General features: G+C 45.8%; 24 protein-coding genes and 1 pseudogene. 12 read left to right on the top strand and 13 right to left on the bottom strand.

The annotated features are described in order from the left end of the window. Nucleotides 1–1,410 precede the first annotated feature (1,410 nt). Both ETG88_RS21930 and ETG88_RS21925 read right to left on the bottom strand, forming a co-directional pair. The gene (locus ETG88_RS21930; protein ID WP_233446159.1) at nt 1,411–2,433 is read right to left on the bottom strand and encodes a RepB family plasmid replication initiator protein; all 1,023 of its coding nucleotides are present in this window, start codon (nt 2,431–2,433) and stop codon (nt 1,411–1,413) included. Nucleotides 2,434–3,215: 782 nt separating this feature from the next. Next, nucleotides 3,216–3,893 (bottom strand): EAL domain-containing protein, encoded by a 678-nt coding sequence (locus ETG88_RS21925; protein WP_164971837.1) that lies wholly within the window; start codon nt 3,891–3,893, stop codon nt 3,216–3,218. Nucleotides 3,894–4,141: 248 nt separating this feature from the next. Here ETG88_RS21925 and ETG88_RS21920 point away from each other — a divergent pair, with 248 nt between their 5' ends. Together ETG88_RS21920 and ETG88_RS21915 are read left to right on the top strand one after the other, a co-directional pair. Further along, nucleotides 4,142–4,861: a winged helix-turn-helix domain-containing protein gene (locus tag ETG88_RS21920; protein ID WP_164971836.1), complete on the top strand. Its 720-nt coding sequence runs from the start codon at nt 4,142–4,144 to the stop codon at nt 4,859–4,861. Beyond that, nucleotides 4,861–5,340 (top strand): FidL-like protein, encoded by a 480-nt coding sequence (locus tag ETG88_RS21915; RefSeq protein WP_129036404.1) that lies wholly within the window; start codon nt 4,861–4,863, stop codon nt 5,338–5,340. Before ETG88_RS21920 ends, ETG88_RS21915 begins: the two co-directional genes overlap by 1 nt. A 177-nt stretch (nt 5,341–5,517) precedes the next feature. On the opposite strand, the pseudogene ETG88_RS21910 reads toward ETG88_RS21915, so the two are convergent. Beyond that, nucleotides 5,518–5,701: pseudogene (locus ETG88_RS21910) on the bottom strand (antitoxin). A gap of 325 nt (nt 5,702–6,026) precedes the next feature. Here ETG88_RS21910 and ETG88_RS21905 point away from each other — a divergent pair. After that, complete coding sequence (locus tag ETG88_RS21905; protein WP_129036403.1) at nt 6,027–6,725, top strand: MerR family transcriptional regulator; 699 nt, start codon at nt 6,027–6,029, stop codon at nt 6,723–6,725. A gap of 30 nt (nt 6,726–6,755) precedes the next feature. On the opposite strand, the gene ETG88_RS21900 is transcribed toward ETG88_RS21905, so the two are convergent. The 10 genes from ETG88_RS21900 to ETG88_RS21855 all read right to left on the bottom strand — a co-directional run bounded on the left by ETG88_RS21900 (nt 6,756) and on the right by ETG88_RS21855 (nt 16,922). Continuing rightward, nucleotides 6,756–7,445 (bottom strand): RES family NAD+ phosphorylase, encoded by a 690-nt coding sequence (locus tag ETG88_RS21900; RefSeq protein WP_129036402.1) that lies wholly within the window; start codon nt 7,443–7,445, stop codon nt 6,756–6,758. A gap of 407 nt (nt 7,446–7,852) precedes the next feature. Then, nucleotides 7,853–8,458, bottom strand: coding sequence for a hypothetical protein (locus ETG88_RS21895; protein ID WP_129036401.1), 606 nt, complete (start codon nt 8,456–8,458; stop codon nt 7,853–7,855). 135 nt (nt 8,459–8,593) lie between these two features. Further along, nucleotides 8,594–9,184 carry a Crp/Fnr family transcriptional regulator gene (locus ETG88_RS21890; RefSeq protein WP_233446157.1) on the bottom strand — a complete coding sequence of 197 codons (591 nt, stop codon included), beginning with the start codon at nt 9,182–9,184 and terminating at the stop codon, nt 8,594–8,596. Nucleotides 9,185–9,292: 108 nt separating this feature from the next. Further along, a complete protein-coding gene (locus ETG88_RS21885) occupies nt 9,293–9,766 on the bottom strand; it encodes a FidL-like protein (RefSeq protein WP_129036399.1) in 474 nt (157 codons plus the stop codon). Then, entirely contained in the window at nt 9,763–10,539 is a 777-nt protein-coding gene (locus ETG88_RS21880; protein WP_129036398.1) for a winged helix-turn-helix domain-containing protein, read from the bottom strand. The genes ETG88_RS21885 and ETG88_RS21880 overlap by 4 nt, the downstream gene beginning before the upstream one ends. A 69-nt stretch (nt 10,540–10,608) precedes the next feature. Beyond that, nucleotides 10,609–11,796: an HD-GYP domain-containing protein gene (locus tag ETG88_RS21875; RefSeq protein WP_129036397.1), complete on the bottom strand. Its 1,188-nt coding sequence runs from the start codon at nt 11,794–11,796 to the stop codon at nt 10,609–10,611. A 69-nt stretch (nt 11,797–11,865) separates the two neighbouring features. After that, nucleotides 11,866–12,810: a fimbrial protein gene (locus tag ETG88_RS21870; RefSeq protein WP_252152573.1), complete on the bottom strand. Its 945-nt coding sequence runs from the start codon at nt 12,808–12,810 to the stop codon at nt 11,866–11,868. 264 nt (nt 12,811–13,074) lie between these two features. Next, entirely contained in the window at nt 13,075–15,579 is a 2,505-nt protein-coding gene (locus ETG88_RS21865; RefSeq protein WP_129036396.1) for a fimbria/pilus outer membrane usher protein, read from the bottom strand. Nucleotides 15,580–15,612: 33 nt separating this feature from the next. Beyond that, nucleotides 15,613–16,278 carry a fimbrial biogenesis chaperone gene (locus ETG88_RS21860; protein WP_233446156.1) on the bottom strand — a complete coding sequence of 222 codons (666 nt, stop codon included), beginning with the start codon at nt 16,276–16,278 and terminating at the stop codon, nt 15,613–15,615. Between the two features lie 83 nt (nt 16,279–16,361). Further along, nucleotides 16,362–16,922, bottom strand: a complete 561-nt coding sequence (locus ETG88_RS21855; protein ID WP_129036394.1) for a fimbrial protein — start codon at nt 16,920–16,922, stop codon at nt 16,362–16,364. Between the two features lie 595 nt (nt 16,923–17,517). Between ETG88_RS21855 and ETG88_RS22515 the strand changes: the two genes are divergently transcribed. The 9 genes from ETG88_RS22515 (at nt 17,518) to ETG88_RS21815 (ending at nt 25,841) form a co-directional block, all read left to right on the top strand. After that, complete coding sequence (locus ETG88_RS22515) at nt 17,518–17,796, top strand: winged helix-turn-helix domain-containing protein (RefSeq protein ID WP_233446155.1); 279 nt, start codon at nt 17,518–17,520, stop codon at nt 17,794–17,796. Nucleotides 17,797–17,812: 16 nt separating this feature from the next. Beyond that, entirely contained in the window at nt 17,813–18,295 is a 483-nt protein-coding gene (locus tag ETG88_RS22510) for a hypothetical protein (RefSeq protein WP_233446154.1), read from the top strand. Further along, nucleotides 18,282–18,710 (top strand): hypothetical protein, encoded by a 429-nt coding sequence (locus tag ETG88_RS21845; protein ID WP_233446153.1) that lies wholly within the window; start codon nt 18,282–18,284, stop codon nt 18,708–18,710. Before ETG88_RS22510 ends, ETG88_RS21845 begins: the two co-directional genes overlap by 14 nt. A 938-nt stretch (nt 18,711–19,648) precedes the next feature. Further along, on the top strand, nt 19,649–19,909 hold the full coding sequence (locus ETG88_RS21840) for a hypothetical protein (protein WP_129036393.1): 261 nt from the start codon (nt 19,649–19,651) through the stop codon (nt 19,907–19,909). Nucleotides 19,910–20,039: 130 nt separating this feature from the next. Next, nucleotides 20,040–20,588 carry a hypothetical protein gene (locus ETG88_RS21835; RefSeq protein WP_129036392.1) on the top strand — a complete coding sequence of 183 codons (549 nt, stop codon included), beginning with the start codon at nt 20,040–20,042 and terminating at the stop codon, nt 20,586–20,588. Between the two features lie 107 nt (nt 20,589–20,695). Further along, complete coding sequence (locus ETG88_RS21830; RefSeq protein ID WP_129036391.1) at nt 20,696–21,478, top strand: site-specific integrase; 783 nt, start codon at nt 20,696–20,698, stop codon at nt 21,476–21,478. A gap of 542 nt (nt 21,479–22,020) precedes the next feature. After that, nucleotides 22,021–23,028 carry a RepB family plasmid replication initiator protein gene (locus tag ETG88_RS21825; RefSeq protein WP_420890808.1) on the top strand — a complete coding sequence of 336 codons (1,008 nt, stop codon included), beginning with the start codon at nt 22,021–22,023 and terminating at the stop codon, nt 23,026–23,028. Between the two features lie 675 nt (nt 23,029–23,703). After that, nucleotides 23,704–24,870 (top strand): plasmid-partitioning protein SopA, encoded by a 1,167-nt coding sequence (gene sopA, locus ETG88_RS21820; protein ID WP_107704352.1) that lies wholly within the window; start codon nt 23,704–23,706, stop codon nt 24,868–24,870. Continuing rightward, complete coding sequence (locus ETG88_RS21815) at nt 24,870–25,841, top strand: ParB/RepB/Spo0J family plasmid partition protein (protein WP_129036390.1); 972 nt, start codon at nt 24,870–24,872, stop codon at nt 25,839–25,841. Before sopA ends, ETG88_RS21815 begins: the two co-directional genes overlap by 1 nt. The last annotated feature ends 74 nt before the right edge of the window (nt 25,842–25,915 follow it).

The following is a 25,915-nucleotide window of genomic DNA, read 5'->3' as shown; positions in this document are numbered from 1 at the left end:
GTGAAATTATCTCCTCAGGTCCACAAACAGCATAGTTGCACTTCATATAATCCAATATATAGGCGAAGGCACTAAAAATATTAAAGAATTAAACACAATAGTCTGAATGCAGGATGCCGCAACCTTACCGTCTGTTAGTTCCATGGGCTCTGATTCAACTCAGACAGGCGCTGCCTGTAGACCTGCCCTGAAAAGTAGTTTCAAAAAATTCAATGTGTATTTACATACACGACATTTAAAAAGTTAATGCATAACCACCCATCAACAAAAAGATAACAATATTGTTAGCCAACTTTATCAGGGTCTGCTCTAAAGTAATTGATGAAATGACGTACCCAACAATGTCAGTGTCACTTCTTATAACCTCTGCTGTCAGAAGTGATATCGCCCTAAGTAATCTAATGCCGAGTTGTGAGATTAAGGGTTCCACTTCATAGCCTTTTTATTCAGATGGTATTTTAAGGGGGCGCATGACGTTACACTTCCGAAACGACAGACGACACTGGTTGATGAACGCGATCTTAACGATTACACCTCAATTTATTTCCCTACAAATGAAAGACTGGGTGAATGATTAAATCCCGAAAGGTTATCGAAAGGCAATGCGTTATAAACATTTCATGAAAAACATTTAGATTTAAACGCAAAACTATACAGAATGAATGCAGTCAGGGTGTTCTGCTCGATTAATCACAAACGAATCAGACACTGTTGCAAAAATTATGAAAACGGCATTTTCATCTCAGGCTTCCAATGATTATTAACTGCAAAATTTCTAAATGATACGTCTCGTAGTCATACCGCAGTATATCAAAAAGTCCATAGGTGGTTAGACGTGTATCCCCTGCCCTGCTGATAATATCACGGGGAACTCAGAATGGTTTTCGTTGAACAGGATGCTTGTAGTTATTAAGAGGTAATTACTTTTCTGGATGGAACACTCCTGATTTGTCTTTTATGGACATCCTCTCGCTGCATCTGAGAAAATGTGTCATTGCTGCAGATAATCGTAAAAAGCCTGTTCCCGGGCATGTGCGTTCGGCATGTCAATCGTAGAAGAATTTCTCATTGCTTATAATTGCCGTGGTGGAGCGTATATTTATCGAATGCAACAGTATTAACGTTAATGGATCTTCATCCCTTTTTTATAAGCTGTTATCAGTGAACATAATCTGTAGAGAGTCACATAAGCTAAGGCAAGTAGTTTAATCCGGTGTAAACAGAACCCCCAATACAGGCAATCATGGCAGCATATTCAGTGTTATGCAGCATTCATGGTAGTACAGATGGTGCGATCAGTTTAAATTTCCTTATCAGCTTTATAAACTGTAGCAAGCGGGTTATCTGTCAGTGGCATATAGATAAGCTGTAGCAAGGAAAAAATTAAGTGGTGCTCACTACAACTTATGCTTAACGTGATTTGAAAAGTGTTTCGAGGTCATCGAGTGTGATGCCCAGTTTTTTGAGCAGAGCCAGTTTTTCAGCCATCTCCGGACTGACATTTCCTGTTGGTACTACGGGAAGCTGCGGGTTCTCGGTACTCTCATTATGCGGCGGCTTTAACTTGGGGCGCCGGTAGTGGATGCAGAAGAGTTTAGTGCGTCCACGTTGGATCTCTGTGTAATCCAGATAGCCTATAGCCCTAAGCTGCTCCATGGCTCGTCTGATTGTCTGATTCTGGGAAAATACCGGTGACTTAAGGTTAAGACGGTCACGGAGACGGGCCAGTGATATCGGTGCCGGATCCCGGGGCAAACTCTCGATAAAGGTATAAAGGGCCTGGGCTGACTCCCTTCGTTTGAGGGCATTGATGGCTTTGAGTTGCAGAAGCACTTTACGATCGAACTGATATAACTCAAAAAGCCGCGGATCTGCCTGCAACTGTACGATGTCCTTCTCTGTATCATAATAGGCAGACTGCACCAGATGTGTAATGTACTCCTTTGTATGATTTTCGTTTGTTCTGGAAAATGAAATCACAGTTCCCGCAATGCGTTTAAGAGAGGGACTGATACGTTCACGGAGTTTTCGGGAGGACTGACTTGAGGGGATACCGCAGAGTTTTGCAAACTCAACGAAAGGAAGCTCTACTTTATCGCCAATAACCTTGTGTCGTGCAAAAGAGTGAATGATCCCTACCCAGGTCTTAAAATCGTTATCCATATCTAATCTGGGACCTGTGATCTCGACTTTATCAAAACCTTCAGCCCTGGCAAGAGAAAGACGTGTAAGTTCCTCTGTCGCATCAGTCCGGGAAAGCGTATTTTTTTTACTGTTCTTCAGTGACTTCAGTGTAGGGACAAACACTCCCAGTCGCATTAGTGCCACGGGTTGAACTGTATTGTTGCCGTTTGGTGTGAGATTAACCACTTCCCCTGAAGATTTATCGACCTCTTCGAAAAGGGGTCTTATATCCAGATTATCGTTTTTCAGAGTGCCTCCGTGCGGTGTGCAAAAAATACAGGCTGCCATCAGTACACTGCGATGATGTGAATAATTAGCGTTCAGTTATTCACAGCATTGCAAAAAGCGCTGTCACTCTACTCGTTGCAGCTTATTTTATTTTCTTACTGCAGAGTATTATTCGAATGATACAGCTTATGCTTAGCCTGACACAGCTTATAAAAAACCTTCTATAGTTTATGTAATCATCCTCTCAGGCCAGAGCTGACGCGGTCTCAGGAGGATATGGGATCTTATCTGGATCTTAACAGGATCATTTAATTGATCATATACTGGATCGATTAACTGTATATGTGGATAACATAAATCTATAACTTTTTAAAAACACTGCGTCTTCATCAGCCGGTCATCGAACGTACGTGGCCATGTAGTCAACAGCCTCCTTACGCTCCTTTGCTGCCAGAAATTGCTGAACTGGACAGCGGGACCAGCAATAGACGTGTCACACCCAGAAGCATGGTATCGACTGTAAATCTACCTGAATGGTTAATGTTCAGTTTTAGATTGTATTCTCACCGGCACCTTTCTTATCTGATTTTTTTAGTTGTGCTCTCTGCCTTTTCACAGACTTCCTCGTTCCGACGTAAAATTCTGGCGGCATCGTTCTTGCCAGAGAATAGATCCGGTTTGAAAAACTAAAAGCTTATCTGCCAGTCCTGACCACAAGGATTTCTACATGAATTCTTTCATGTCAGAAAAAGCCCCGAGGAAAATCATATTACAGCATCTGAATAGACAGGATAATGATGAATTCAGGCTGCAACCTTATTATTATTACTCCAGTAATATCCCTGAGCAAGATTTGCACCTGAACACATGCCTTTTTCCAGGTCGCGCTTTGATTCCACACCTTCAATCAGCACCGGAATATCACCAAGAATATTTTTCACTATATGGATAATGTCTCCAAGGTAGTGAGTTCTCATTTCCTTACTGTCAATTTTGATACCATCGAACTTACCATAATAATCTGGCAAACTGATTAAATCCTCAACACAGAAATCATCTACCCAGATCCCCACACCAAGAGTTTGCAGTCGACGGATATTTTTATAAAAGACGTAATGTTCCTTACGAGTCAGTGACTTCAGCAGCGAAGAATCAGCAACTTCCAGACAAATATTATCAAATGTTGCAATATCATCAATATCGGAAGGAGTGAGGAACAAAAATCCTTCCACTGAGAGATTATAAAAACAGGTATCCTTCACAGACTCACTGACGCAACTTATCTGCTTTAATAACAGGTCAATCTGCTGACGACCTGAGAGGCGAGCAAACCATTGCTCTACGTTCACTTGGTGCTTAAGTTGGCTTAACACCTCGTAGCCAATGATACGATTATTGGATAAATCGATAAATGGCTCCAGACGATAGTATTCAATGTCGTGATGCAGAGGGTACTTCAAATGAGAAATCATCTTATTCATAGCTGTGCTCATGTCCTGTAGTTGTCCTGAACGACAGGATGCCGTCCGAGTTGATGAACCCAGTATTCAGATCCCCCTATTATTCGGCAACGATATAATCCACCTAGCAATGAATTTACAGATAGATATATAAATATATGTATAATTTATAGGATAATGTTCTTTTTGTGGCATTGGACCCTGCCTCGCTGCCGCGCACGAAAGGAAAGGTCTATCATGTACAAATGCTCAGAATAAGGAGGCGGGCGATGGTTTATCTGATTGAGGGGGTAGTGATTTACGATGCCCTGAATGGCACACTGCGACGAACGGATGAAAAGGTGGTGGATGCGGTTACCCTGACAACAATTGCCAATAAGATCCTGTCCCATCTTGTGCAGCACCACGGGCAACTTGTGACCCGCGATACGCTGTTTGATGATATCTGGGAAAAAGAGGGTATTGTATCTTCTTCAAATACATTGACGCAGTATATCAGCCTTCTGAGAAAAATTTTTTCCAATTATCTCGGGAGTAAAGAGGTGATTATCACTGTCCCTCGCTCAGGATATTGCTTCAGTAAAGACATAAGTGTTACCGACAATACTTTTATACACCGTCGACTTTCAATCTTACCAAAGATACTATCTATGCTAATGGTTTTTTTAATAATTTCTTATGGATTTTTTCTATTTACTATAAGTCCGGAAAAAGTCATCCCGCGTAAAATTGGCGAACTGAAAGGTTGTCCGGTTTATGATATTTCAGGGGTAAAAAGTGATGTTGCCGATGCGTCGAGTTTTGAGGTTGCCAGAAAAGCACTGGAAATGAACAATCAGATCTGCACCGAAACTACTGCATTTTATATTTATGCTCAGGAGGCACTGCATCTGCATAAGCCGGCACGCATTTTGTTTACTCGCTGCATTGAATGGAATGACAACCGCGATACCTGCCAGAACATATATTATTACACGTGGATACGTTGATGAAAAAAACGCACCTTTATCTTTCAGTGGCAGGCAGTGTGTTGCTGATTATTTTCTTATTATCAGGTTACTGGATCTCCAGGCATAATCTCAGCTTTTCCTGTTCTTCATCGACTGCCTCATTTGGATCAAACATCAATAACTCACTGTTGCTGAACTTTACCCAGAACATGACATTTTCTTACCGGGGAAAAGCGGTAATCCATCTGTCAGGGGACTTAAGTGAAGGTAACACGCGATATGTGCTGAACCGAACCATCGTTTATACCTATATACGTACCGGCACTAATGATTACAGTCTGCGGGTGGTGAACGCTTCCCGTGCCGGCAGCGACACCGTTCCGGAAAATCTGGAACATACCTATCTCGGTCCGATACTACAGGGGGCGCACCGTATTATCGGTGTTCGCAAAATGCCGACCGGCGATATGCTGATTGCCAATAATGCCGGCCCTTTCCTGATATGTGCGGTTCATTAAATGTCTGTTTACATAAACTATTTTAATGGTTGTTAATATACTTGAGCCAATAATGCTTATCGTGCAGCAATTCCGTTTAATGTTACTTTTTAGGAGTCATCATGCGCAGCCTGATAGTTTCATATCAAGTTGAACTGAGTAACTAATGGCCTTTGGACGTATGACAACGTCCTCACGCTACGCCATAAAATCGGCATCTCCCTTCTCAGCTGCGTGAATGAGACCCGGGTCGGCCGGACGGGACGCAGGATAATTCGGTCCCCTTCCCTGAAAATCTTCACTCGTTCACCGCTCAAAATCCATGTTACTGGGAGGCGGATGGCGCGATTGTTGCCGTTTTAAAAATGGATATGGTTCTCATTATTCCCTCCCTAATACATGTGAATATATGGAGTATATCCGGAATGGTTTTCAGGCACCGGGTGTGAGCACATGTTCAGTACAGTCAGATACTGAACATGTGCATGGCCTACACATATGCCTATGTCTTACAAATGGAGATGCCACATTTATCCCGTCCTCTTTCTTTTGCGGAGCCGGAAAAGGAAGACGACCGCAGATCCTCCGCTTATGCCGATACGAACGATGACTGCAGAATGGTTCCCACGCTTTCGTTGAGGTGAAAAGTTGCACATCTTTTCGATTTGTGGTATGTTTTAAAGCATGAAATCGAAAAGGAGGTTTTTATGAACCACATTTCAGATAAACGAAGCATCAGCGATCGTACCTCCGCCAGTAACCATTTTCCCGACGCGCAGGTACCAGCCTCGCGATTGCAGAATTTTATCGACGAACTGGCTGAAGACGTTCGTTCAGGCAATACGCAGGTAAGTGCTGACAGCATGGCGCAAACTGACGCCCTGTTTGCCATCGATACCATTGTTGGATATCTGATGCACCGCGCAGTGACGAGTCAGACCCGCGAGAAAAAAACACAGCTTCGTCGTTTATACAGTAAAGCCCTGTTTATACAGACCCTGGAACAGGACGGCGGCATTTATTCCTCTGCGAAAGCTGCTGAAGTGCTGGGTAAAACTAAAACCACCGTTAAAAACTGGAAAGATACCGGCCGCCTTCTGGCCGTTGAAATTGACGGTGAGTTTTATTTTCCTGCATTCCAGTTTACGGAGGATAAACCGATATCGGACAGGGGGGTGCTGAAAGGACTCCCTGAGCTTCTTCAGGCTTTACAGGCGAACAAGAACCTCAGCGACAGACTGCAGTATTCTTTTTTTATGGAAAAACGCAATACGGTGCTTAATGGGCTGCAGCCTGCCGGACGTACTTTTACCATCGCCGAAATTTTGAAAACGGCGCCGGGACCCCAGCTCATGGCGGAGCTACATCGCCTTGTCCGTGTCTACGGCACTCAGGACGCAGCATAAAAAAGGGGGAGCAGAGCTCCCCCTTTGACATTACACATCCACCGGAATACCCAGGTCCCAGGTAAGAATGTCTGCCGCATCCTTACCGTTATACTCAAAATCGCTGAGTCGTTGCTGGGTGGCCGTACTTGCCATACCGGCTCCTGAAGGGGAGTCATGCCATAACACAAGACATAATTCACCGGTCACGTTCGACAGATATTCCATTCCGTCAAATCCTGCTGCATGAATCTTTGCTGCCAGTCTCTGCGTGACCGCACGTGTCGGTGTGGTGACATCGTGGATTGTCAGAGTGGTTGCGCTGACCAGCTCATTGAGCTGCAGAATTACAACATCTTTTTCAGTCACTACGGTACCCATGTAGTAATTGTCCAGATCCGATTCCTTCAGTCCTTTCTTTTTCTGAAACACTTCTTTCATCGACGTGACGGGGCTGCGGGCCAGGTACATCGACCCGTACACGCCGTCCGTCAGACTGTAACGGTAGTCCGCACCGTCACGATTGAAAAAGACATTACTTCCACCATGGTGTCCGGGTTGAAGCCGGTAGTGAGCGGTTTGCGCCTGGATTACGGTCCTGCGCTTGCCTAATTCACTGACCTGCAGCGCATCGATTTTCTCGAGTGCTGCCATATCCAGTTCGCTCAGATCTTCGCTTACAGAAGTTTCAGCAGTCAGGTCAATGTCGTCGTTTCGGTTTTCCTCTGATGTAATAGGCATTATGCCCTCCATAAAATTGAGTGAGAGTTATACAAGCCATTGGCTTAACCTCCATTGATATTGATTTTTGCTCATACTTTAACCAAGCAATGAGCAGTGTATCCCATTGAGGGATATAGATATTTTAACCTCTGGTGTGGATGGTTCAACCAGTTCATTGGGTAATATTTGACGCTTTCTGGCAGTTAACGATATTGTCCTGAATGGACGTAGAACACTCGCGTCACAACAATTCTATTTTTTTGGTTCTGGTATCATTGGCGTATGCCAGAATTATTAGCTGAGCTTTAGGCTGGCTAAAAACGAGGACGCGAGTTTTTGGCTGAATGACTCAGTGAGTTGAAAATTTACGGTATGAACGACATCCTCACTGCCAGAGTTGATGGCCTGAAAGGATTAACTTAAATTTACTGATGTGGGCTCGGCTCATTATTTTGGAGTACACCGATATCAGGACGATGTTTCATACAATCAATCTGCTCGAGTTCCTCTATAGTATATTCGCTGTGCAAAAAATACTGAATTTGGGTAGCGTATCTAAGATTCATTTTCTGAGCAACGACTGATACTCGCTGATAGACCAATTTCGTTGAGCAGTGTAAATATTGGGATGTGGCAGTGATATTATTCTGTCGGCGTAATGCACTGGCTAAGGAAATTTCAGTATGTGTAAGACCTCGCAACTCCCTTAACCTATTAATCATATTGAGAATATTATAGGTGGTATATCTTCTCCCTTCTTTAATAAATAGAGTAAACTCAGTTACAGAAGACGTTCTGGATATACCCTCCAGTGATGAGAGTACCTCTGATAACACCCCGCGGCCTTTTACAAGAATGATAGAATAGCTGTCAGTTAGTTCATTACAAACACGATAAATAATATCACGCAAGCTGAAGAAAGAATAAATATCAATAATGCATAAGTTTTCTTCACATAAACTATCTATTGAGGCTAGCCATCCCACAGATTGAGTAAAAAAATAATCATCTGAGAATACGACAAAGGACATTAGGAAAAACCTTATTATTTTTTAAATAAAATGAGACTGATGCATTCCTCAGAGGGATACACTTGATGACAAATGATTATCTGAATATTTGTTGACGTAAAATTAAGACGTTACACTAACATCCTAATACACACGTTACTTTTTGTCTGACAGAGTCAACGTTATCTCTTTTTTATTTAGCATAGAAATAATCCCCTGCTCCGTTAGTCTATCAAGGACTCGTGACAAGGTAGACATAGAAATGCCCAGAACCTGGGCCAGTTCTTTCTTATTAATCGGCAACTCAAAGTTTTGATACTCAAAGCCATAGTCTCTATAAGTGCGAGACAATAGCTGCAGGTAAAATTGAACCTTCTGCAATGCATCACTTTTGGTCAATACTGAAATAAATTGCTGTTTTTCCAGCGCCGAACGTGACAGGATCCTTACAATATAATCTGTAAATCCTGGCATGAGCTGACTCATTTCGTAAAAATGATCGCTTCTCATTACACAAACTTCTATTTCCGTTGCGGCCTGAATATCCTGCTGACACTTCCCGGTTTGCAACTCCTCAACACCCATCACCTGCCCTGGCAAAACGACCCCCATCAGTTGCCCATGCGCATCGTAGACCTTGGCAGCCCCGCTACGTAGTGCATACAGCGCATCTATTTTCTCTCCTCGACGATAAATATATTCACCTCTGGCAATCTTCTTTTTTGTCTCCAGATTGCGTATAAACAACGGATCTTTCTGCCTGAACAGATAGGCAGAGCACAGTTCTGCAAAACCGCACTCTTCACAATTGACACAATTATTTTTTCTCATAGTGAATGTATAACGCTATCCCTGTTATTGAATCACACAGTTCATTAAGGGTGATAAGGTATTTGCAATCGTAATATAATTATTATTTCTTTTTTCTAAGGAGATAATATATTCCCCTTGCATCCCAAATATTTTTGTTGTCAGCTGGGTAAGGTCTTTCGGCACATTATCGTGAGCCATAATATCTTTTGTCGTCGTGTTCATGCGATACTGATTACCTCTGACGTTATGATAGGTGAATGTTACATAACGTGATAACCTATATTGATGTCCTTGATAGCCAATGTTACCAGAAATATTAAATGTCCCCGTTCTGCTCTTGTTAAATTCAAACGTGATGTTCCCTTTGAATAATAAAGCTTCATCTGAAGCATCAACATAGGTTGCATTAGCAAAACAGCGTTCATCAAAATAAACACCTGTTCTCTGGCTTAATTGCCATATTAACAGACAAATCAACACGACTGTTGTCAGCACGAAGGTTGTCACCAGCTTCATTTTAATTTCCAGTTAAAAGCATAATTGTTGTCACAATAGACTACTTTTGCTGTTGCCTTATCTATTGGGCAATAAGAGTAGAAAAATCGACCATGGCTACCGTAAATAACGCTGGGTTGAAAATAAACCATAATCTGCGCAGGTTGTCGGGTACACTTTTGCTCAAGATCAGGCTGTAGTTGACGGATAATATTTATGACCTGAGGGTCAACTTCATCCGATAAATCTTCATAGGCAGTAAATTTGCAACTCCCAATTTCACCAATGCTATATTCGGCAGCAAAACGCGGTGAGCCTTGTTTCTGGCTGAATATCCACAGATTAGCCAGCGTCAAAACCACGACAGCCGCAATCAGGCAGTGGATTTTTTTATTCTTCGCCGCAGGCTTACGCAGGGATACCGGAAGAAATGATGTACTCGCCATTTCCTCATCATTCAGCAGTTCGACGGCTATGTCCGGTGAAAAATAAAAACCTACTTTAGGTACTGCTACAATAATTTCGTCAATGAATATTAAGGATGTTAATGTTTTTCGGAGAATACTAATGTACTGGCTTAGCGATGAACTGGAACCCGGATGGCCAGCTTCCTCCCAGACTTTATCCAGAAGATAATCACGTTCAAGTACCTGGCCAGGCGACGCAATCAGTAATGAAAGAATACGATTAGCGGTATTTGTTAGCCTTTTGCTTTGCTCGTTTCCGGGTTCCCTCACCACAAGTTCCCCGTTCTCGCTATCGTAGCTGACTCTATTGGCTATCAAATATTTCATTCGTGTTTTCTATCGATAAATTTAAACAATTTGCGTTCTGTACAGATGTGGGCTCGGGTTATGCCGGGCTTAGTGCATCGCAACCAACGGTCTGAGTACTGCAATATTATGGCTTAGCAGTTCGATAATGTCCCGGTCCAGCCGAAAATTTGCCGCCTCATCCTCCAGAATAATCAATGCTTTTTCGCTGGACATCCCCTGACGATAGGGGCGGTTCTCAGTCATCGCTGTGAAAACATCAGCCACCGCAATAATACGTGAAGGGATATCAAGCGCAGCCGCACCGAGACGAAAAGGATAGCCGCTGCCGTCGAGGCGTTCATGATGTCTTGCCGCCCAGTGTACGATTTCACCCAGCTCTTCAATAGGGTGTAGCATCTCCAGCGTCTTATAGCTGTGCCGCTTCATTTGCGCGTACTCGTCCGGCTCCAGCTTCCCCTGCTTCTCGAGGATTTCCAGCGGAATACACAGCTTGCCAATATCGTGCAGATATCCCGCGATGCGGATTTTATCTTGGGTGTAGCGATCACAGCCGTACAGTTCCGCAAGTTTCGCCGCCACGTGAGCCACGCTGGTACTATGAGTCTGCGTAAAGCTGCTGTATTTATCGACGATATTCGAAATCAACAGGCAGACCTCCAGAAAATCATGGTGATCCAGCACAACATCATTGAGTGGGCTGATAACGCGCAGCACCTGTTGTAATGAAGGCGAACTCAGGCGAAACCAGAAACCATCTTCATGGCTTGCGTCCTGTAGTGCCTCGACCAGGCAAGATGGCCATAGTGGGCTACTGGCCAGAAAGCCGGAAACAATTTTATGCCGCTGGGCCACATAGTCACCTTCAATCCCGCGCAGCCACAGCTCAAACTCATCTGCCATATGCACCAGATGCCAGGTATCCAGCATCGTCTTCTGCGTGTAACCCAATGCATCCGCATGGCGCGTTTCAAGAATTGCTGTTACTGGCTGTAAAAAACGCACGCCGGACATCATTGAGGCGCCAAGCCGTCCATGCTCTTCAACAAAGGGTTTACCATGGGCGCCACTGAAGGAATGCACTTTGCTCAGCGCCCCAATATTGTGCAACATACCCGCAAGCCAGGCGTTATTGATGGCTGCATTGTCAAAACCGGCACGATTTCCGAGATACCAGCAAATGAGCCCCGTGCGCTGCAAATGATGCACGAGTTCAGGAGAAAGCGGGTGCATGATGCTGTGCAGAAGATCAAGCACGGTTTGAACAGATATTTTCATATAATCCTTTAAGAGAATTAACTTAAAAAGTTACTGTAGATTGTTTGGGCCACAGTAAAATAGAGGGTGTTAATCGTAGCCAAACATTATCTGCGCAGTCGCCACTACACTACCGGTTGATAATGCTGATGCGTTATAAACTTTGTAATAAGCATGAAGATAAATGTACTGTGTACTGCTAATATCATCATCCTTAGCGATATCTAATATTTGCGAGGCATGTTCCATATTACTGCTACTGGATATTTGCACTTCATCGTAGTCACCCATAAACATCCTGCTACGAATTGCAATACCTACCCCTCCCGCCGTGGTTTCATCATTGACCATTATCTGGTAGCTGGTATCTGAACTGACTAAATCATTGCTGGATAACCAGGCCTTAACGTTACGAGTAGACGTTTTAATTCCGGCAAGGTTGCCGCACTTCAGCGGGATAGTGAAATCGGCACCATCCGCCTTTCCATTTTTTTTCAGGACGCTAAACGGAGCGGGGGGTAATTTCACGCTCATGTCCCGCGTCATATTGCAGGTTGTTTCTTTTGGTTCAAACTGAATCGTCAACTTTTCATAAGCAATAAAATAATCGGTGCTCCAGCTTTTACGTGCGGTTTCAGTCATCATATTTGACCAGGCGCGATAAGCGTACGTTTTGCTGGAAAGGAACGGTGAGCTGGAGCCGCTTCCGGTCCCGCTCATCACCGCAGGTATGACCGACAGTGCGCCGCTGGTTGTGGTTTTGGTATAGCTTTCCACTCCCACAGGCGGCGCCGACATTAATTCCGCCCGCAGTGTATATTGTGTCTGATACGACAGAGAGTGAATGCCCACGATACCGCTGACAGTCACTTTAGTATCGCCACTAATGGAGGCCGTTAATTTAATCCAGTAACTACTTTCACCATCCGCACTACTGAAATTCAAATAAACAGGGGAACCGTTGAAACCGGTAAAATAATATAGATGGTCTTGCGCAAGACCACCGATTCCGATATTCCCGTAAGTACAGGTCATACTACCCGACCAACTGGTGGTATACGAATATTCAACGACGTTTGAATTAACAAAAGCCGATGAAAGATTTAGCGACTTATCAGATTCAGCCACGCTGGTAAAAAAAAACGCCCGAATTCCGGCAGGTGTCGCCTGTTACACCGCGAGACTGAGCCTGCGACTGTGCTTGCGATGATAATATTGGGATTGCGGTCAGTATTATGGCCGTAACCATAAGATAAAATATTTTTTTCATGATCGATTCTGTTAGCTGAATAAATTGAGTTAGCGACAAATATTTACAACATGCTCTGCAAGCTGGGAAATAGTGCAGGATTTTTTAATCCTGCCTTTACTGATATTAATTTTCAGGCTGACGGGAAGCGTCTCTGACTTAATAAAAATCTGACTCCCCTGCGCGACATAGCCAACTTCTTCATCCCCTGCACCACTGACAACCGCACCAAACGGCAGCTGGCCCCCTTCAACGGTTTGCACATCAAAAGTGAAGAGTTTGCGCGTGTCTGTTTTGTACTTCAGCCAGCTGATACTGCCTTCGTACGGCGCTACATTGAGTAAATTACCTACAAGGTCAACGTCGCTGCTTTGAGTTCCATCCTGCTCCAGATGGAAATTATTCTGTCGGTACGGTGTCGCGCTGGTGATGAGGGCGATACCTTTGCTATTGGTGTGTGCAGAGGTATCGCCGTTAACCACTGCGTTAACCACTCCCGGCGCTTCAATAATGACGAAATTGCGTCCGTTATGAGGAGATGCCAGCAGTCCGCCCTTCCATGCCAGCAGATTTCCGCTGGCCCCCAGACTTAGCTGCCGATATTCACGGGCCAGCGTCGCACCGCTGTTCATGCTGGTATAGTCATTTTTCCAGCTGGTGTAGATGTCTGCCGCCCGCGAATCATTGTCACTGTCTTGGCTTAGCATCAGGCTGTAGTCAACATCATGCATATTCCCGCTCATGCTGACGTCAGAAGAGGAATATTTGCCGTTCTGCACGCTGGCATGAGAAGACAGGCTGCCGCCGCTGCCGAATATCGACATCGGTATCGTGACAGAAAAATAGAGGTTGTTTTCCGTCTTACCGCGTGAACGCAACGCGCTCACCAGGTCACCTTCATAATTCGTTTCGTAGTCGTAATAGGACTGCGTGACCTCAGAGCGGCGCAGCGAAACCGAGTAGTTGACACCGTGACTGGCATTGCTCCAGGTCAGGTTATACTGACGGCTACTTTTCTGACCGCGCCAGTAATCGCGCCAGTAGGCTGAAAGCGACAGCCTTCCAAATTGTTCCCCCAGCGGCTGATTAATATTGGCGCTAAAGGCTTGTTTGCTGTTGACCGTTGAGGTGCCCGTTCCGCCGTAATCCTTAATATTGGATTTGGTCAGGATATAATCACTAAAAGAAGCGTAATCCTGAGTACGATAATAATACGAAGCCAGCGAAATATTGGTGCGCGTCGGGAAGTATTTACTCCAGGACAGCGCGTATTTTTCCCCGTGGCGACGGTTATCGCCAGGCAGACGAAACTGCGACTCCTCCACGGAAGCCGAGAGTGACCCTGCGTAGGGGATGGAAACCGCCCCCCCCAAAAGCAGAGACTGATAATCCTTGCTCCAGATCCCGCCCGCTGACGCGGTGAGATAGTTATTCATCCCGCGTGAATAGCTGACCTGGGTAAAGTGGCTGCTATCGTCGACGTTGCGCATGTCTACCGCCCCGACGTTAATCTGATAGTCGCTGCTGCCTGGACGCTGCATATCCGGAATCGAGGAGAATGGCACCACGAAGCGCTCTGTGTTGCCTCCGGTGTTTTTTACCTCGACGGATAAATCGCTGCGTGAACCGGTAGGCATCAGATCGCGGATGGCGAAGGGACCTGGCGGGACATTGATCTGGTGGATGATATGACCATCCTGGAAGATACTCACCACCGCTGAACTGGTTGCAACGCCTTCAATCACCGGCATATAAACGTTTTCGCTGTCCGGTAACATCTGACGACTTTTATTCAGTGTCACCCCACGAAAACGGACCGTGTCAAAATAATCAGACGTCGTATAGCTTCGACCAATGCGCAGTACCGAATCGATCGCCGCAATCGGTTTTTCAACAAAACGCGTGGTATTGATCCAGCTACCTTTGTTGATTGAGCTGTAGCGCATCCACGATGAGCTATCGAGAAAATGCCAGCCATAAAGGTTTAGTCCGCTGTTCAGCGATAAATACAGATTATCACTGTCACTAATACCATTCTCCAGGCCGTGAAAATTGTAATAGTTGAAATTGTAATTGCTATACAGGCCATTAATTCCCTGATCCCATTTTTGCGGTGATACCCAGTTACGGCTGAACTCTTTTACGAAAGCCTGGGGCACTTCTAAATCCAGACGCAGTGTACCCGGTATCAGGGCGCTTTTCCCTCCATGTAGCAGGGTATTAACGTCGAGCTTTTCAGAGGTGCTCTTATTTACAATGTCATCCAGCCCCTGTATATCCAGCAGAGATACGTCGTCTTTGTTAATAAGCAAAGTACCTTTATCGTCATTATTGACGGAAAGATTAAATTTCCCGCGCCAGACGTTATTCACATAAACATCCAAATCATAATTGCCCGGCGTCATAACCAGCCGAGAATTACTCCAGTCCATATCTGCTGAATTACCTACCAGCAGGCTGCTATTAAAATCCTCCGCCAACGCGCCGTATGAAAATAGTGCGAGGCTGACAGAATGAACCAGCAAGCTTATACGAAACAGAGAACTGTTTTTCATCAGAATTGAACCTGGAGTAGTTTATCTGGGATATCAGTGGATAGTGCTGAATCTCTTTGCGCCATAATCATCAAGCCAGGTAAGGCGATATTGCCCACCGGACTGAATTTTGCTGGATACAAGCGCGCAGCCAAACGGCGGAATAAATGCAGTCTCAGCCAGTAAATTATCTTTTCGGCTTTGCTTTAGCTCGCCCCCCTGCCAGGTCACGACCTGAGGGATGGTCATGTAATATGGCGAATTATTCTTCAGGCAGGGGCGACCGCCAGAAGTCGAAACGGTAATTTTCTCCGCCACGCTGCTGTCGAGATCGCTCAGTACATCCGGACGATAGAACAGTTTTATGCGATTGCGAATGGCCACCTGTAGGTAGCTATCTCCACTTCCTTCGGGGACGGGCGGGACATCCAGTACGTTAAGCCAGAACACACTTTCGCGGTCTTTTGGCAGGGTATGGGTGTTCATCGCCGTGATTTTCAGAGCCTGTCCGGCGTGTCCGCTCATTTTTACGACCGGAGGCAGCAGAGAAAATGGCACTTTGACTTTCTCCGGCGCAGCGGAAGCGTCGCCCTCGTCAATCCATGACTGCACCAGATGGGTTTGTTCGCTGTCGTTTACCAGTTGCACCGACACAAATTTGGCGCTGGCCGGATAAATAACTCGCGTTTCGTTGATCACAACGCTTGCGCTGGCGTTCATGGAAATGAACGTAGCTGCAAGAAAAAATATCAGAGTTTTCATAATGTCGCAGAAGAGAGCCGGGGAGACCCCGGCTAAATGAGTTAGTCGTAGCTGAAGGAATAAGTCGCGTCAGTAACTACTTTACCGGTTGTTACGGCCGCGCCACCGTAGTTGTAGTAGTTGGCATACATGGTCAGTGTGACACCATCTTCGGTGGCAGCGTCAGCGGAACTCAGGCCAGTATCGAAAGCGGTATCAAACGGTACGGCAGTGTTACCGTCTTTAGTGATCGCAATACCCACACCCTCGGCGCCATTGTCGCTGTAGTTTTTCAGGTACTTAGCGTCATCCGACAGGTTGCTGCTGCTGAAAGTGATTTTAAGCGTTTTAGCTTCGTCCGATGCCGCAGAGCAGTTTTTCAGATTCATGGTGAAGTCTTTGGCGTTGGTTTTAACTACACCGGTAGTGGTGCCCATATCACCCACAGCGATAGGGGAAAGGTTTACCGTGAAGTCTGAACCGTTATTAGTTACCACGTTACAGGTGGTATCGGACACCGAACCGTTAAAGGTAATGGTGCCACCCGCTACACCGGTTGATTCAGCTGCAAATGCAGAGCCGGAAACCATCAATGCCGCAACGATCATTGTTTTGTTAAACATTTGTGTATATCCCGTTTTCTTAATCAAATTTACTTTTGTCAGTAGCGAGGAATTTATCCTGATCCCTGGTTCTCGCTACATCATCCCTGGCATCTGAACAGATCTTGATAATTCATTTCACATTATCTGGAGTGGTAACTTGGGTTGCAGGTGGGTTGCAGGACAACATTTCACCCACCACTCGAGACCGGAATATAAGACCACCAAACACAATTTCGGTAAATTGAAATATCGTTTAAATCAGATTTTTAAGATTAAATATCTGCTTTTAATGTTTTTTTTAAATTTATATAACGAGCAACAGGGTGATGAAGCAAGTATTAGGAAAGTAATTACTGGCTAGACAATGGGTAAAAGCTGCAAATGACAATTTTACAGAACAGCATAAGATGCCAATGATTAAATTAATTAACCAAGTAATAGCAAGGTCGCAATAAAATAAACACTTTATATACAGTTCAACCCGATGGGAGTGCCTGCGAGGCGCAGCTTCGCGTGCTCCAGGCGTTTTGTTACGGCTGATAAACTCCCTTATCAGAGTAATAACGTGGAGATACTCTTTTTATGTGTGGATTATATAATCGGTTCTCTGGTCATGTATCGTTCAGATGACGGCGTAATCTGGCCGATCTCGGATGAAGATTCGGTCATTATTCTGACAGCAACCATGAACAGACTTCTGGCCTATTTGCTGGAAAGACAGGGGCAGCTGATTAACCGGGATGAGCTGCTGGATAATGTCTGGGATTTACTCGGCCTGCGCTCGTCAAACCACACCCTGAATAAATTTATCTCCGAAATCAGAAAACACTTTGTCAGCTCCGGGATCCATGCAGAATGCATAACCACTGTGCCCAGTCAGTTTTATGTTTAATCAGGATATCGATGTCGTGGTGATGACTGATACCATCCCGGTACATAAGTCGACTGCAGTGGCAAACAGCGCCGGACCCGGAATAAACCGATCGTTTTCTGCATTTTCGTCAAAACACAGACTTACCTTTAATATTCTTCTTTTTGCTTTGTTTGTCGCCATCGCCGTCATTTTCATTGCGGGCAGTCAGATCCCGGCAACGACCACATCGACCCTGAAAGATATACAGACCCATTTTCTGTTTAACTATCAGAATTGCCCGATGTACACCGTTCAGAAAAACTCCGCTTCATTCCTCGAAAAAAAGAAGGACGTATTTGTCATCCTGGCCCGGCAGAATAACATTGACTGTCTGGACGGGGCTGTATTTCTTTATCAGGCGTCAGACGCTTATATTTATGGCAGTAAAGACCGGGTATTTATCAGCAGATTTACAACGAAAGACAAGCAGTATATATCCTGCCTTAATAACTACTGGAATGGCTATGAAAGCAATTAATATACGTCGCCTCTGCGCAGCTGTCAGTCTGCTACTGGTCATGACGTCGTCCCTCGGGTTCTATATGTACATGCTTAAGCGACAGAATGGCATGGACATCGACTGCAATACGATCATTCGTTATAACCATCTAAACCCTGATTTTACTGCAACACTGAACCTCGTCTTTCGCCTCGATAAACAATTCGCTGGTCAGGTTGTGTTGTCCGGATATATCAATTCTGAAGGTGGCGCCGAAACTGTTTCCAGGACGATTCATTTCGGCTATGAGGTGAACAGACCAGGCGAGATTTCAGTGAGCAATATGCGCTATGTTAAAAAATCACAGGATACCGCCAGTGATGAAATATTCAGACACAGCTTTTTTATGTTCCGGAAGGCACAGTTCGTCAGATCAGGATCAATCCGGTGGTAAATGGCTGGTTGATTGAAAATCTGCAGTCACCGTTTGCGCTTTGCGTGAATAAGAACCGCTAGCGCATACCGGCAGTCTGGCCGCCGGCTATTTCATAACATCTCCTCTTATTTAGCCCCTCTTCCGGCGTGAGTCCCGGCACCCGCGCAAACTCCCTCCCGTTGGTTGTCACCGGCGGATCTCCCGGCCGCGGCCAACCCTGCCCTGAGCGCCGTAGTGGCGCCCGGACAGGACGCAGGATGATGCTGTTCCTTCCCGGTGATGTCCCCGGACACGGTTTTCTCCTCCCGCGGAGAAGATCCGCCTGCCGCCGTGATATCCCCCTCCCGGAAACGGTCAGACAGCTGACGGGTCGTCCGATAACCGGTCTGAACCTACCCGCGTCAGAGACGCGGCCGTAATGCTGCCATTAAATCAACAGTCTTCATCATTTATTCACTCATCAGCAATAATCCCCTTACCGCAACAATATGTCGCTTTTTGTTAGTATTCTGCAACAATCTCTCTCTTCTGCCCCACAGATCCGAAAACTCCCGGTTCCGGATCTTCTTCAGATGCACCGGCGTGCAGCGGCCCCCTGACACAAGATGTAGCGGTGTTATCAGCTGATTATGACTCTATATGTTGTGTTCTCTCCCTGCCCCGCGACCGCCCGCTCACCACCGGAAAAGGGAGCTTTGCTTATTTACTCACGTTGGTACACTTCCGGAAAGTTGTGATACGCCAGAAAGTCGGATCATCACGAAACGGCCATCCGGTAATTTAACAGCGTGGCTATATGGATGATTATTATCGTATTGGTGATATTTGCTGTGGGCAATATAAGCAGGGGAATATTCAGGCGGGTGACTGACGCAGGGTGGTGCACAGCTGATTATGCCGCGCATCATCATTACTCTGAGTGACTATATAACCAGATATTATTTTTGAGGCGAGGAATGAGTAAACCAACATTTAGATCATTTTACGATGTGGTCCGGGAGCTTGAGGGTTTGTACGGCCATCAAGAGCTGTGGCTCTATTCAGGAATGACAGATGCAACGGTAAATGATGTGATTAACGCCAAACATTACTGGAAGTCACCAAAAATCCTGAAACGTAACGGAAGCATTGTTGCAGAACGAATGGGTAACTCGGACACATGGCAACTGATTGGTGACTACAAAAAACCTCTGTGCCAGAACTGTGCTCCGCCCTAGCAATCCTGTCTGATAGATGCCTATTTTAAGGGGGCCGGCCTACATTCTCATTGAAGGAACGTATAAATAATGGCAGGCGGGATTTCTCTCTAAAGAGAGTTCAGATATTTACGAAAAGGATGTAGGAACGATGAGTAAACTGACCGGTTATATGATAGGTCTAACGGCCCTGCTGGGTGTGACTACACGAGAGGCAGGTGCGGCAACGCTCAGTGAAATGCGAATGATAAATGCCAGCCAGAAGCCCGGGATGACTGTAGCCTGCCGCGAATTAGAGGAAATCCGGATCAAAGGACAGGCTGAGCCTGTCCGTGTTGAAAGCCTGCTGACAGGAGTCGTCCTGAAGAATGAAGGTGATCGGATGGTGTTTGACGTGACCTACACCCATAAGAACGTCGGCTGGGAGGCCCCCTTCCGGACAGAGACCTACCGCCTGATAACCACACTGGAAGGCACGCGTCAGAAACTCGCCGTCGATCCGGCAACCATCCGGCTTTCGCTTCCGTATGCGCGCAATCGCGAAGAATATTTTCTCGGCTTACTGAAAGCCAGTACGGTTTCGTATGAGGACTACAGCATTTACCGGGTCACGTCTGCTACCGACTATCAGATCCTGCCGCGTCCGGCTTCCCCGAATGCGCCGGTGATGCACTGTACGGTCCATTCGGCATCCAGCTAAGCAGCTTTCACCATCAGTGCGATCTGAACAAATCAGTGTGCTGCAGATCTGAAGAAAAAACCACTGCCAGCGCAGCCCTGCACTGATATTTGCTCCGACGAGGCTTTATGAATTATCTCTCCCTGCCCGGACAATCCCCGGTCGTTCAGCCCCTGTCGCTGCCGGTCGCAATCGACTATTCCGCGGCTCTTGCATTACGCCAGATGGCTCTGGTTCAGGACGAGCTTCCGAAATACCTGCTGGCGCCGGAAGTCAGTGCCCTGCTCCACTATGTTCCGGATCTGCACCGCAAAATGCTTCTGTCCACCCTCTGGAATACCGGTGCCCGGATTAACGAAGCGCTGGCTCTGACAAGGGCTGATTTTTCCCTGGCGCCACCCTACCCCTTCGTGCAGCTGGCCACCCTCAAACAGCGAACGGAGAAAGCGGGCAGAACAGCAGGTCGCGCACCTGCCGGCAGCCAGGCTCACCGGCTGGTTCCGCTTTCCGATAATCAGTACGTCAGTCAGCGAGAGATGATGGTGGCCACCCTGAAAATTCCGCTTGAGCGCCGTAACAAACGTACCGGCCGTACGGAGAAGGCACGCATCTGGGAGATCACGGACCGCACGGTCCGCACCTGGTTAAGCGAGGCGGTAGATAGTGCAGCCGCCGACGGCGTGACGTTCTCGGTCCCGGTGACCCCGCACACCTTCCGGCACTCCTACGCGATGCATATGCTGTATGCCGGCATACCGCTGAAGGTGCTGCAGAGTTTGATGGGGCACAAGTCGAGCAGCTCAACGGAGGTTTACACGAAGGTGTTTGCGCTCGATGTTGCTGCCCGTCACCGGGTGCAGTTCCAGATGTCGGGGGCTGAGGCGGTGGCTATGCTCAAAAGTATTGGTTAAAGGGCCTCTAAAGTGGTTATAAGTCAATATTCCTGAATATGGCAAGATGAGGATTTGTTGTGGATTTGTCTGGCAAACCCATACAGTCATTTACAGACGAGGTTGGTGAATTTTTTACAGTTTTTTTAGATGTCACACAATGCCTAACGCACTACGTTTGTTCAAATACGAAAGCTTCACAGCAAGCTGCTTATCTTTCGCATTTATGATCTGTAAATCTAATGACGTGAAAGCTAAGAAGATGAGAGTTGATCAGCCTGTTAGTTGTAGTAGTCAGAAGGTGGGTTCATCCGGTTGCTAAGGGCGGAACATCCAATAAGGTTATGAATTGAATTCATTCACTGCTCAGATTTATCCACATATACATCTGATAGATCCAATATGTAAGATCCAGAATAGATCCTATTCGGATCCAAACAGAACCATATAGAACCAAATAGATCCCCGATCGCTGTAAGCCGCGCCACGTCTGGCTTAGATAAGGGTTAAGGGGAGCTGTAGCGGGATAAAAGGGAGGTAAAGCGGGACAAAAGGGAGTTGCAGTGGGACAAAAGGGAGCTGTTGGGGGCATAAAGGGATTTGCAGCGGGAAGAAAGGGAGGTAAAGTGGGAAACATAGGGAGCTATAGCGGGAAAAACCTCTTTGCTATAAGATCATTTCTTCACAAGGTGGATAACTTGGAAAACCCTAGTAAAAACACATACTTCTTTCCTGATGCCATCCCTGATTCTGAAGATGGACAAGGAAAGTCATTAACAGTAACGAGCAATTCTAGTGTTCAGCCAGCTGCACTAATGCGCCTGGGGATCTTCGTTCCTGCGAACAAAAGCGGTGATGCAGGTGATGCCATCGATGCCAGCGAAATACTGTCTTCTCTTGAGCTATCGAAGTCGGAAGGCTACACGAAAATCATGATTACTGGGCCTAGGCTCAATTTGTCTACCGATTTGAAGGTTTGGATGGGGATTATCCATGCTTTTTCAAAGTATGGCCTTGCCAGCAATGCTATCACGCTTTCATTTCATGAATTTGCAAACCTCTGCCAGATCCCTTCTAAGCGATTAGACTCCAGGCTTCGTGCCAACATCCGAGACTCACTTACTCGTATACGCGGTAAGACTATAACCCTTAGTACCATTGGTTCTAGAGGAGCCTATGTCACTGGGTTACTCAAAACCGGGCGCTTTAATGCAGATGAGGACACCATCGAACTGGAAGCCGACAGCAAATTATGGGAGCTGTACCGGGCAGATTATCTGACCCTTTTACGTAAAAAGCCCCTTAATGCATTACCGCGACAAGAAGCAGCACAGGCGTTGTACACGTATTTAGCAAGTCTGCCGGAGAGACCTGCTGATATTTCATTTACGAGATTGCGTGCCCGACTGATGCTTACTAACCGTATCAGCGACCAGAATAAGGTAATTCGTGCCGCTCTGGAGAAGCTGAAAGGTATAGGGTATCTAGATTATCTCCTTAAAAAAGAAGGGCGTGAGACGATGGTACGCGTCTTGAGCCGTAATCCGGCTTTGAAACCAGGTGATTTGTAGCGGGCAAAAGTGACCTGTGGTGGGAAGCGGCGCTTTTCGAAAGGGAGCTGAAACGGGAGATAGCTCTCGAGCATGCGCTTTCTATACTATGTGACCTGTGGCGGGATGATTTACCTGTTGTAGTGTTGTCGATTCTACAACTCAACTCTCCTCTTTCCCGCTACAACTCCCGAACGGTCGCAGTTCTGTTCACTTTTTAGACTCCATCGGCGGCCCTTTCCCAATCCATTTACTTGAATCCCGTAGCAACTCCCTTTTACTACGGTTTGTTCACAACTTCTTTAATCACTACCATATACCTTCCCTCTATAGCTCCCTTTTCTGCTTTAATCCGATACCTCCTCCCTCCTTAGCTCCCTTTTTCTGTTCTCCTCCTTATGCTTTGCTGCGCAGTTTCCCTCTATAGCTCACTTTTGAATTACATCCCCCTTCCCGCTTCAACTCCCTTCTCAATGCAGGTAAGTCACCACGCAATTCTTTCCCATCCCTGAAGTTTCTATACATACGATGAATCATTATTTTAATCATCACCTACAGCTCGCATGAGTCCATCCGTCACCTTTCGTTTTTTGAGCAACTTTGCAAATTTTAATTTAGTTTGCATGTTTAGTGTTGCTTTGCGAGTTTTTCCAAGATTTAATATAATGATGCAAAGTTAATGATAAGGAATTTACAATGGGATTAATGGATACTCTTGATCAATGCATAGCAGCCGGTCATGAAATGACAAAAGCTATTGCTATTGCTCAGTTTAATGATGACAGCCCAGAGGCAAGGAAAATCACGCGTCGTTGGCGTGTTGGTGAGGCGGCTGATCTTATCGGTGTTTCATCACAGGCTATTCGAGATGCAGAAAAAGCGGGTCGTCTCCCCCATCCAGATATGGAGATGCGTGGCCGTGTAGAACAGCGAGTGGGTTATACAATCGAACAGATTAACCACATGCGTGATGTTTTTGGTACTCGACTTCGCAGGCCAAATGAGAGTGTACCACCTGTTATTGGTGTAGCGGCGCATAAAGGTGGAGTTTATAAAACTTCTGTATCAGTCCACCTGGCTCAAGATCTCGCTTTGAAAGGGCTGAGAGTTCTTCTTATTGAAGGTAACGATCCACAAGGAACTGCATCTATGTACCATGGATGGGTTCCTGATTTACACATCCATGCAGAAGATACCCTACTCCCTTTCTATCTGGGCGAACGTGATGATGCGTCATACGCAATAAAGCCAACATGTTGGCCGGGGCTCGATATTATTCCGTCCTGTCTGGCGCTGCACCGTATCGAAACAGAACTTATGAGTCATTATGACGAAGGCAAATTGCCTACAGAACCTCATATGATGCTTCGTCTCGCAATCGAAACCGTTGCCCAGGATTACGATGTTATTGTAATTGATAGCGCACCGAACCTTGGCATCGGAACGATTAACGTGGTGTGTGCGGCTGATGTTTTGATCGTCCCTACCCCTGCGGAACTCTTTGATTACACTTCAGCACTGCAATTTTTTGACATGCTACGCGACCTTTTGAAGAACGTCGACTTACAAGGTTTTGAGCCTGATGTCAGAATACTTCTTACAAAATACAGTAATAATAATGGATCACAGTCTCCATGGATGGAAGAACAGATTCGAGATGCCTGGGGAAGTATGGTTCTCAAAAATGTTGTTCGCGAGACAGACGAGGTTGGGAAAGGTCAAATACGGATGCGTACTGTTTTCGAGCAAGCTATCGATCAGCGCTCTTCAACTGGAGCATGGCGCAATGCTCTCTCGATTTGGGAACCTGTTTGCAACGAGATCTTTGATCGGTTGATCAAACCGCGTTGGGAGATTCGATAATGAAACGTGCACCAATTATCCCTAAATCTTCTCCAGTACAGGCAACAGCAGCTCCAACCGCTGCGCCAGCTGCACCTATGGTTGACTCACTTATTGCAAGGGTCGGTGCTATGGCAAAGGGCAACACCATCACCCTTCCTGTATGTGGTCGCGAGGTTAAATTTACCCTCGAGACCATCCCAGGCAATCAGGTTGAAAAGTCGACTTCTGTCTGGATCGGGAATGAACGTGATCAAGAATTTCTTACAGAGGAATCACTTGATGACCTTATCCCTTCATTCCTGCTTACTGGCCAGCAAAACCCAGCATTCGGCAGAAAAGTAGCTGATTATATTGAAGTAGCTGATGGGAGTCGTCGTCGTATGACGGCCATACTTACATCAAGTGAATATCGTATTCTCGTGGGAGACCTTGACGACGAGCAAATGGACTCGTTGTGCAAGTTAGGCAACGATTATCGTCCTACGAGTGCATATGAAAGAGGCAAGCGTTACGCTTTCCGTCTAGAAAATGAATTCAAAGGAAATATTTCTGCTTTGGCTGATGCAGAGCACATATCGCGGAAGATTATTACAAGATGCATTTGCACATCTAAATTGCCCCGTGAATTGATTGCCCTCTTCTCTCATCCTGGCGAGCTATCTGCTCGAGCCGGGGATAATTTAAGTCACCTTTTTAGCGACAATGAAGCTGCTCTCCTTAGTAAAATTCATGAATTATCAGAGAAGCGTCAAAGTGGGATTGTATTTGAAACTGACGAGATCATTCAGTCATTAACGGATGTTCTCAAAACTTCTAAAACTGCTACCTCTTCTACCGTTCCCGTTAAACGTGAATTTGTTCCGGGTGCAATGGCTCAATATAAAGGTAATAAAGTTGTATTTAGCCTGGACCGTTCTAAAATCCCTGAGCATTACATTGAAAGAATGGAAGAAATTTTAGAACAGTTAGAAAAATCAGAAATCCGCTAACTCTAATTTCTACTCAATTTTCTCCCATCAGAATGGGACCGTGGCCCCACCACTGAACTGGGACCGTGGTCCCA

This window comes from Lelliottia nimipressuralis (genome assembly GCF_004115925.1).
Classification (GTDB): domain Bacteria; phylum Pseudomonadota; class Gammaproteobacteria; order Enterobacterales; family Enterobacteriaceae; genus Enterobacter; species Enterobacter nimipressuralis.
The sequence above is the reverse complement of the archived record's forward strand: the minus strand, read 5'-3'. Positions and strand labels throughout refer to the sequence as shown.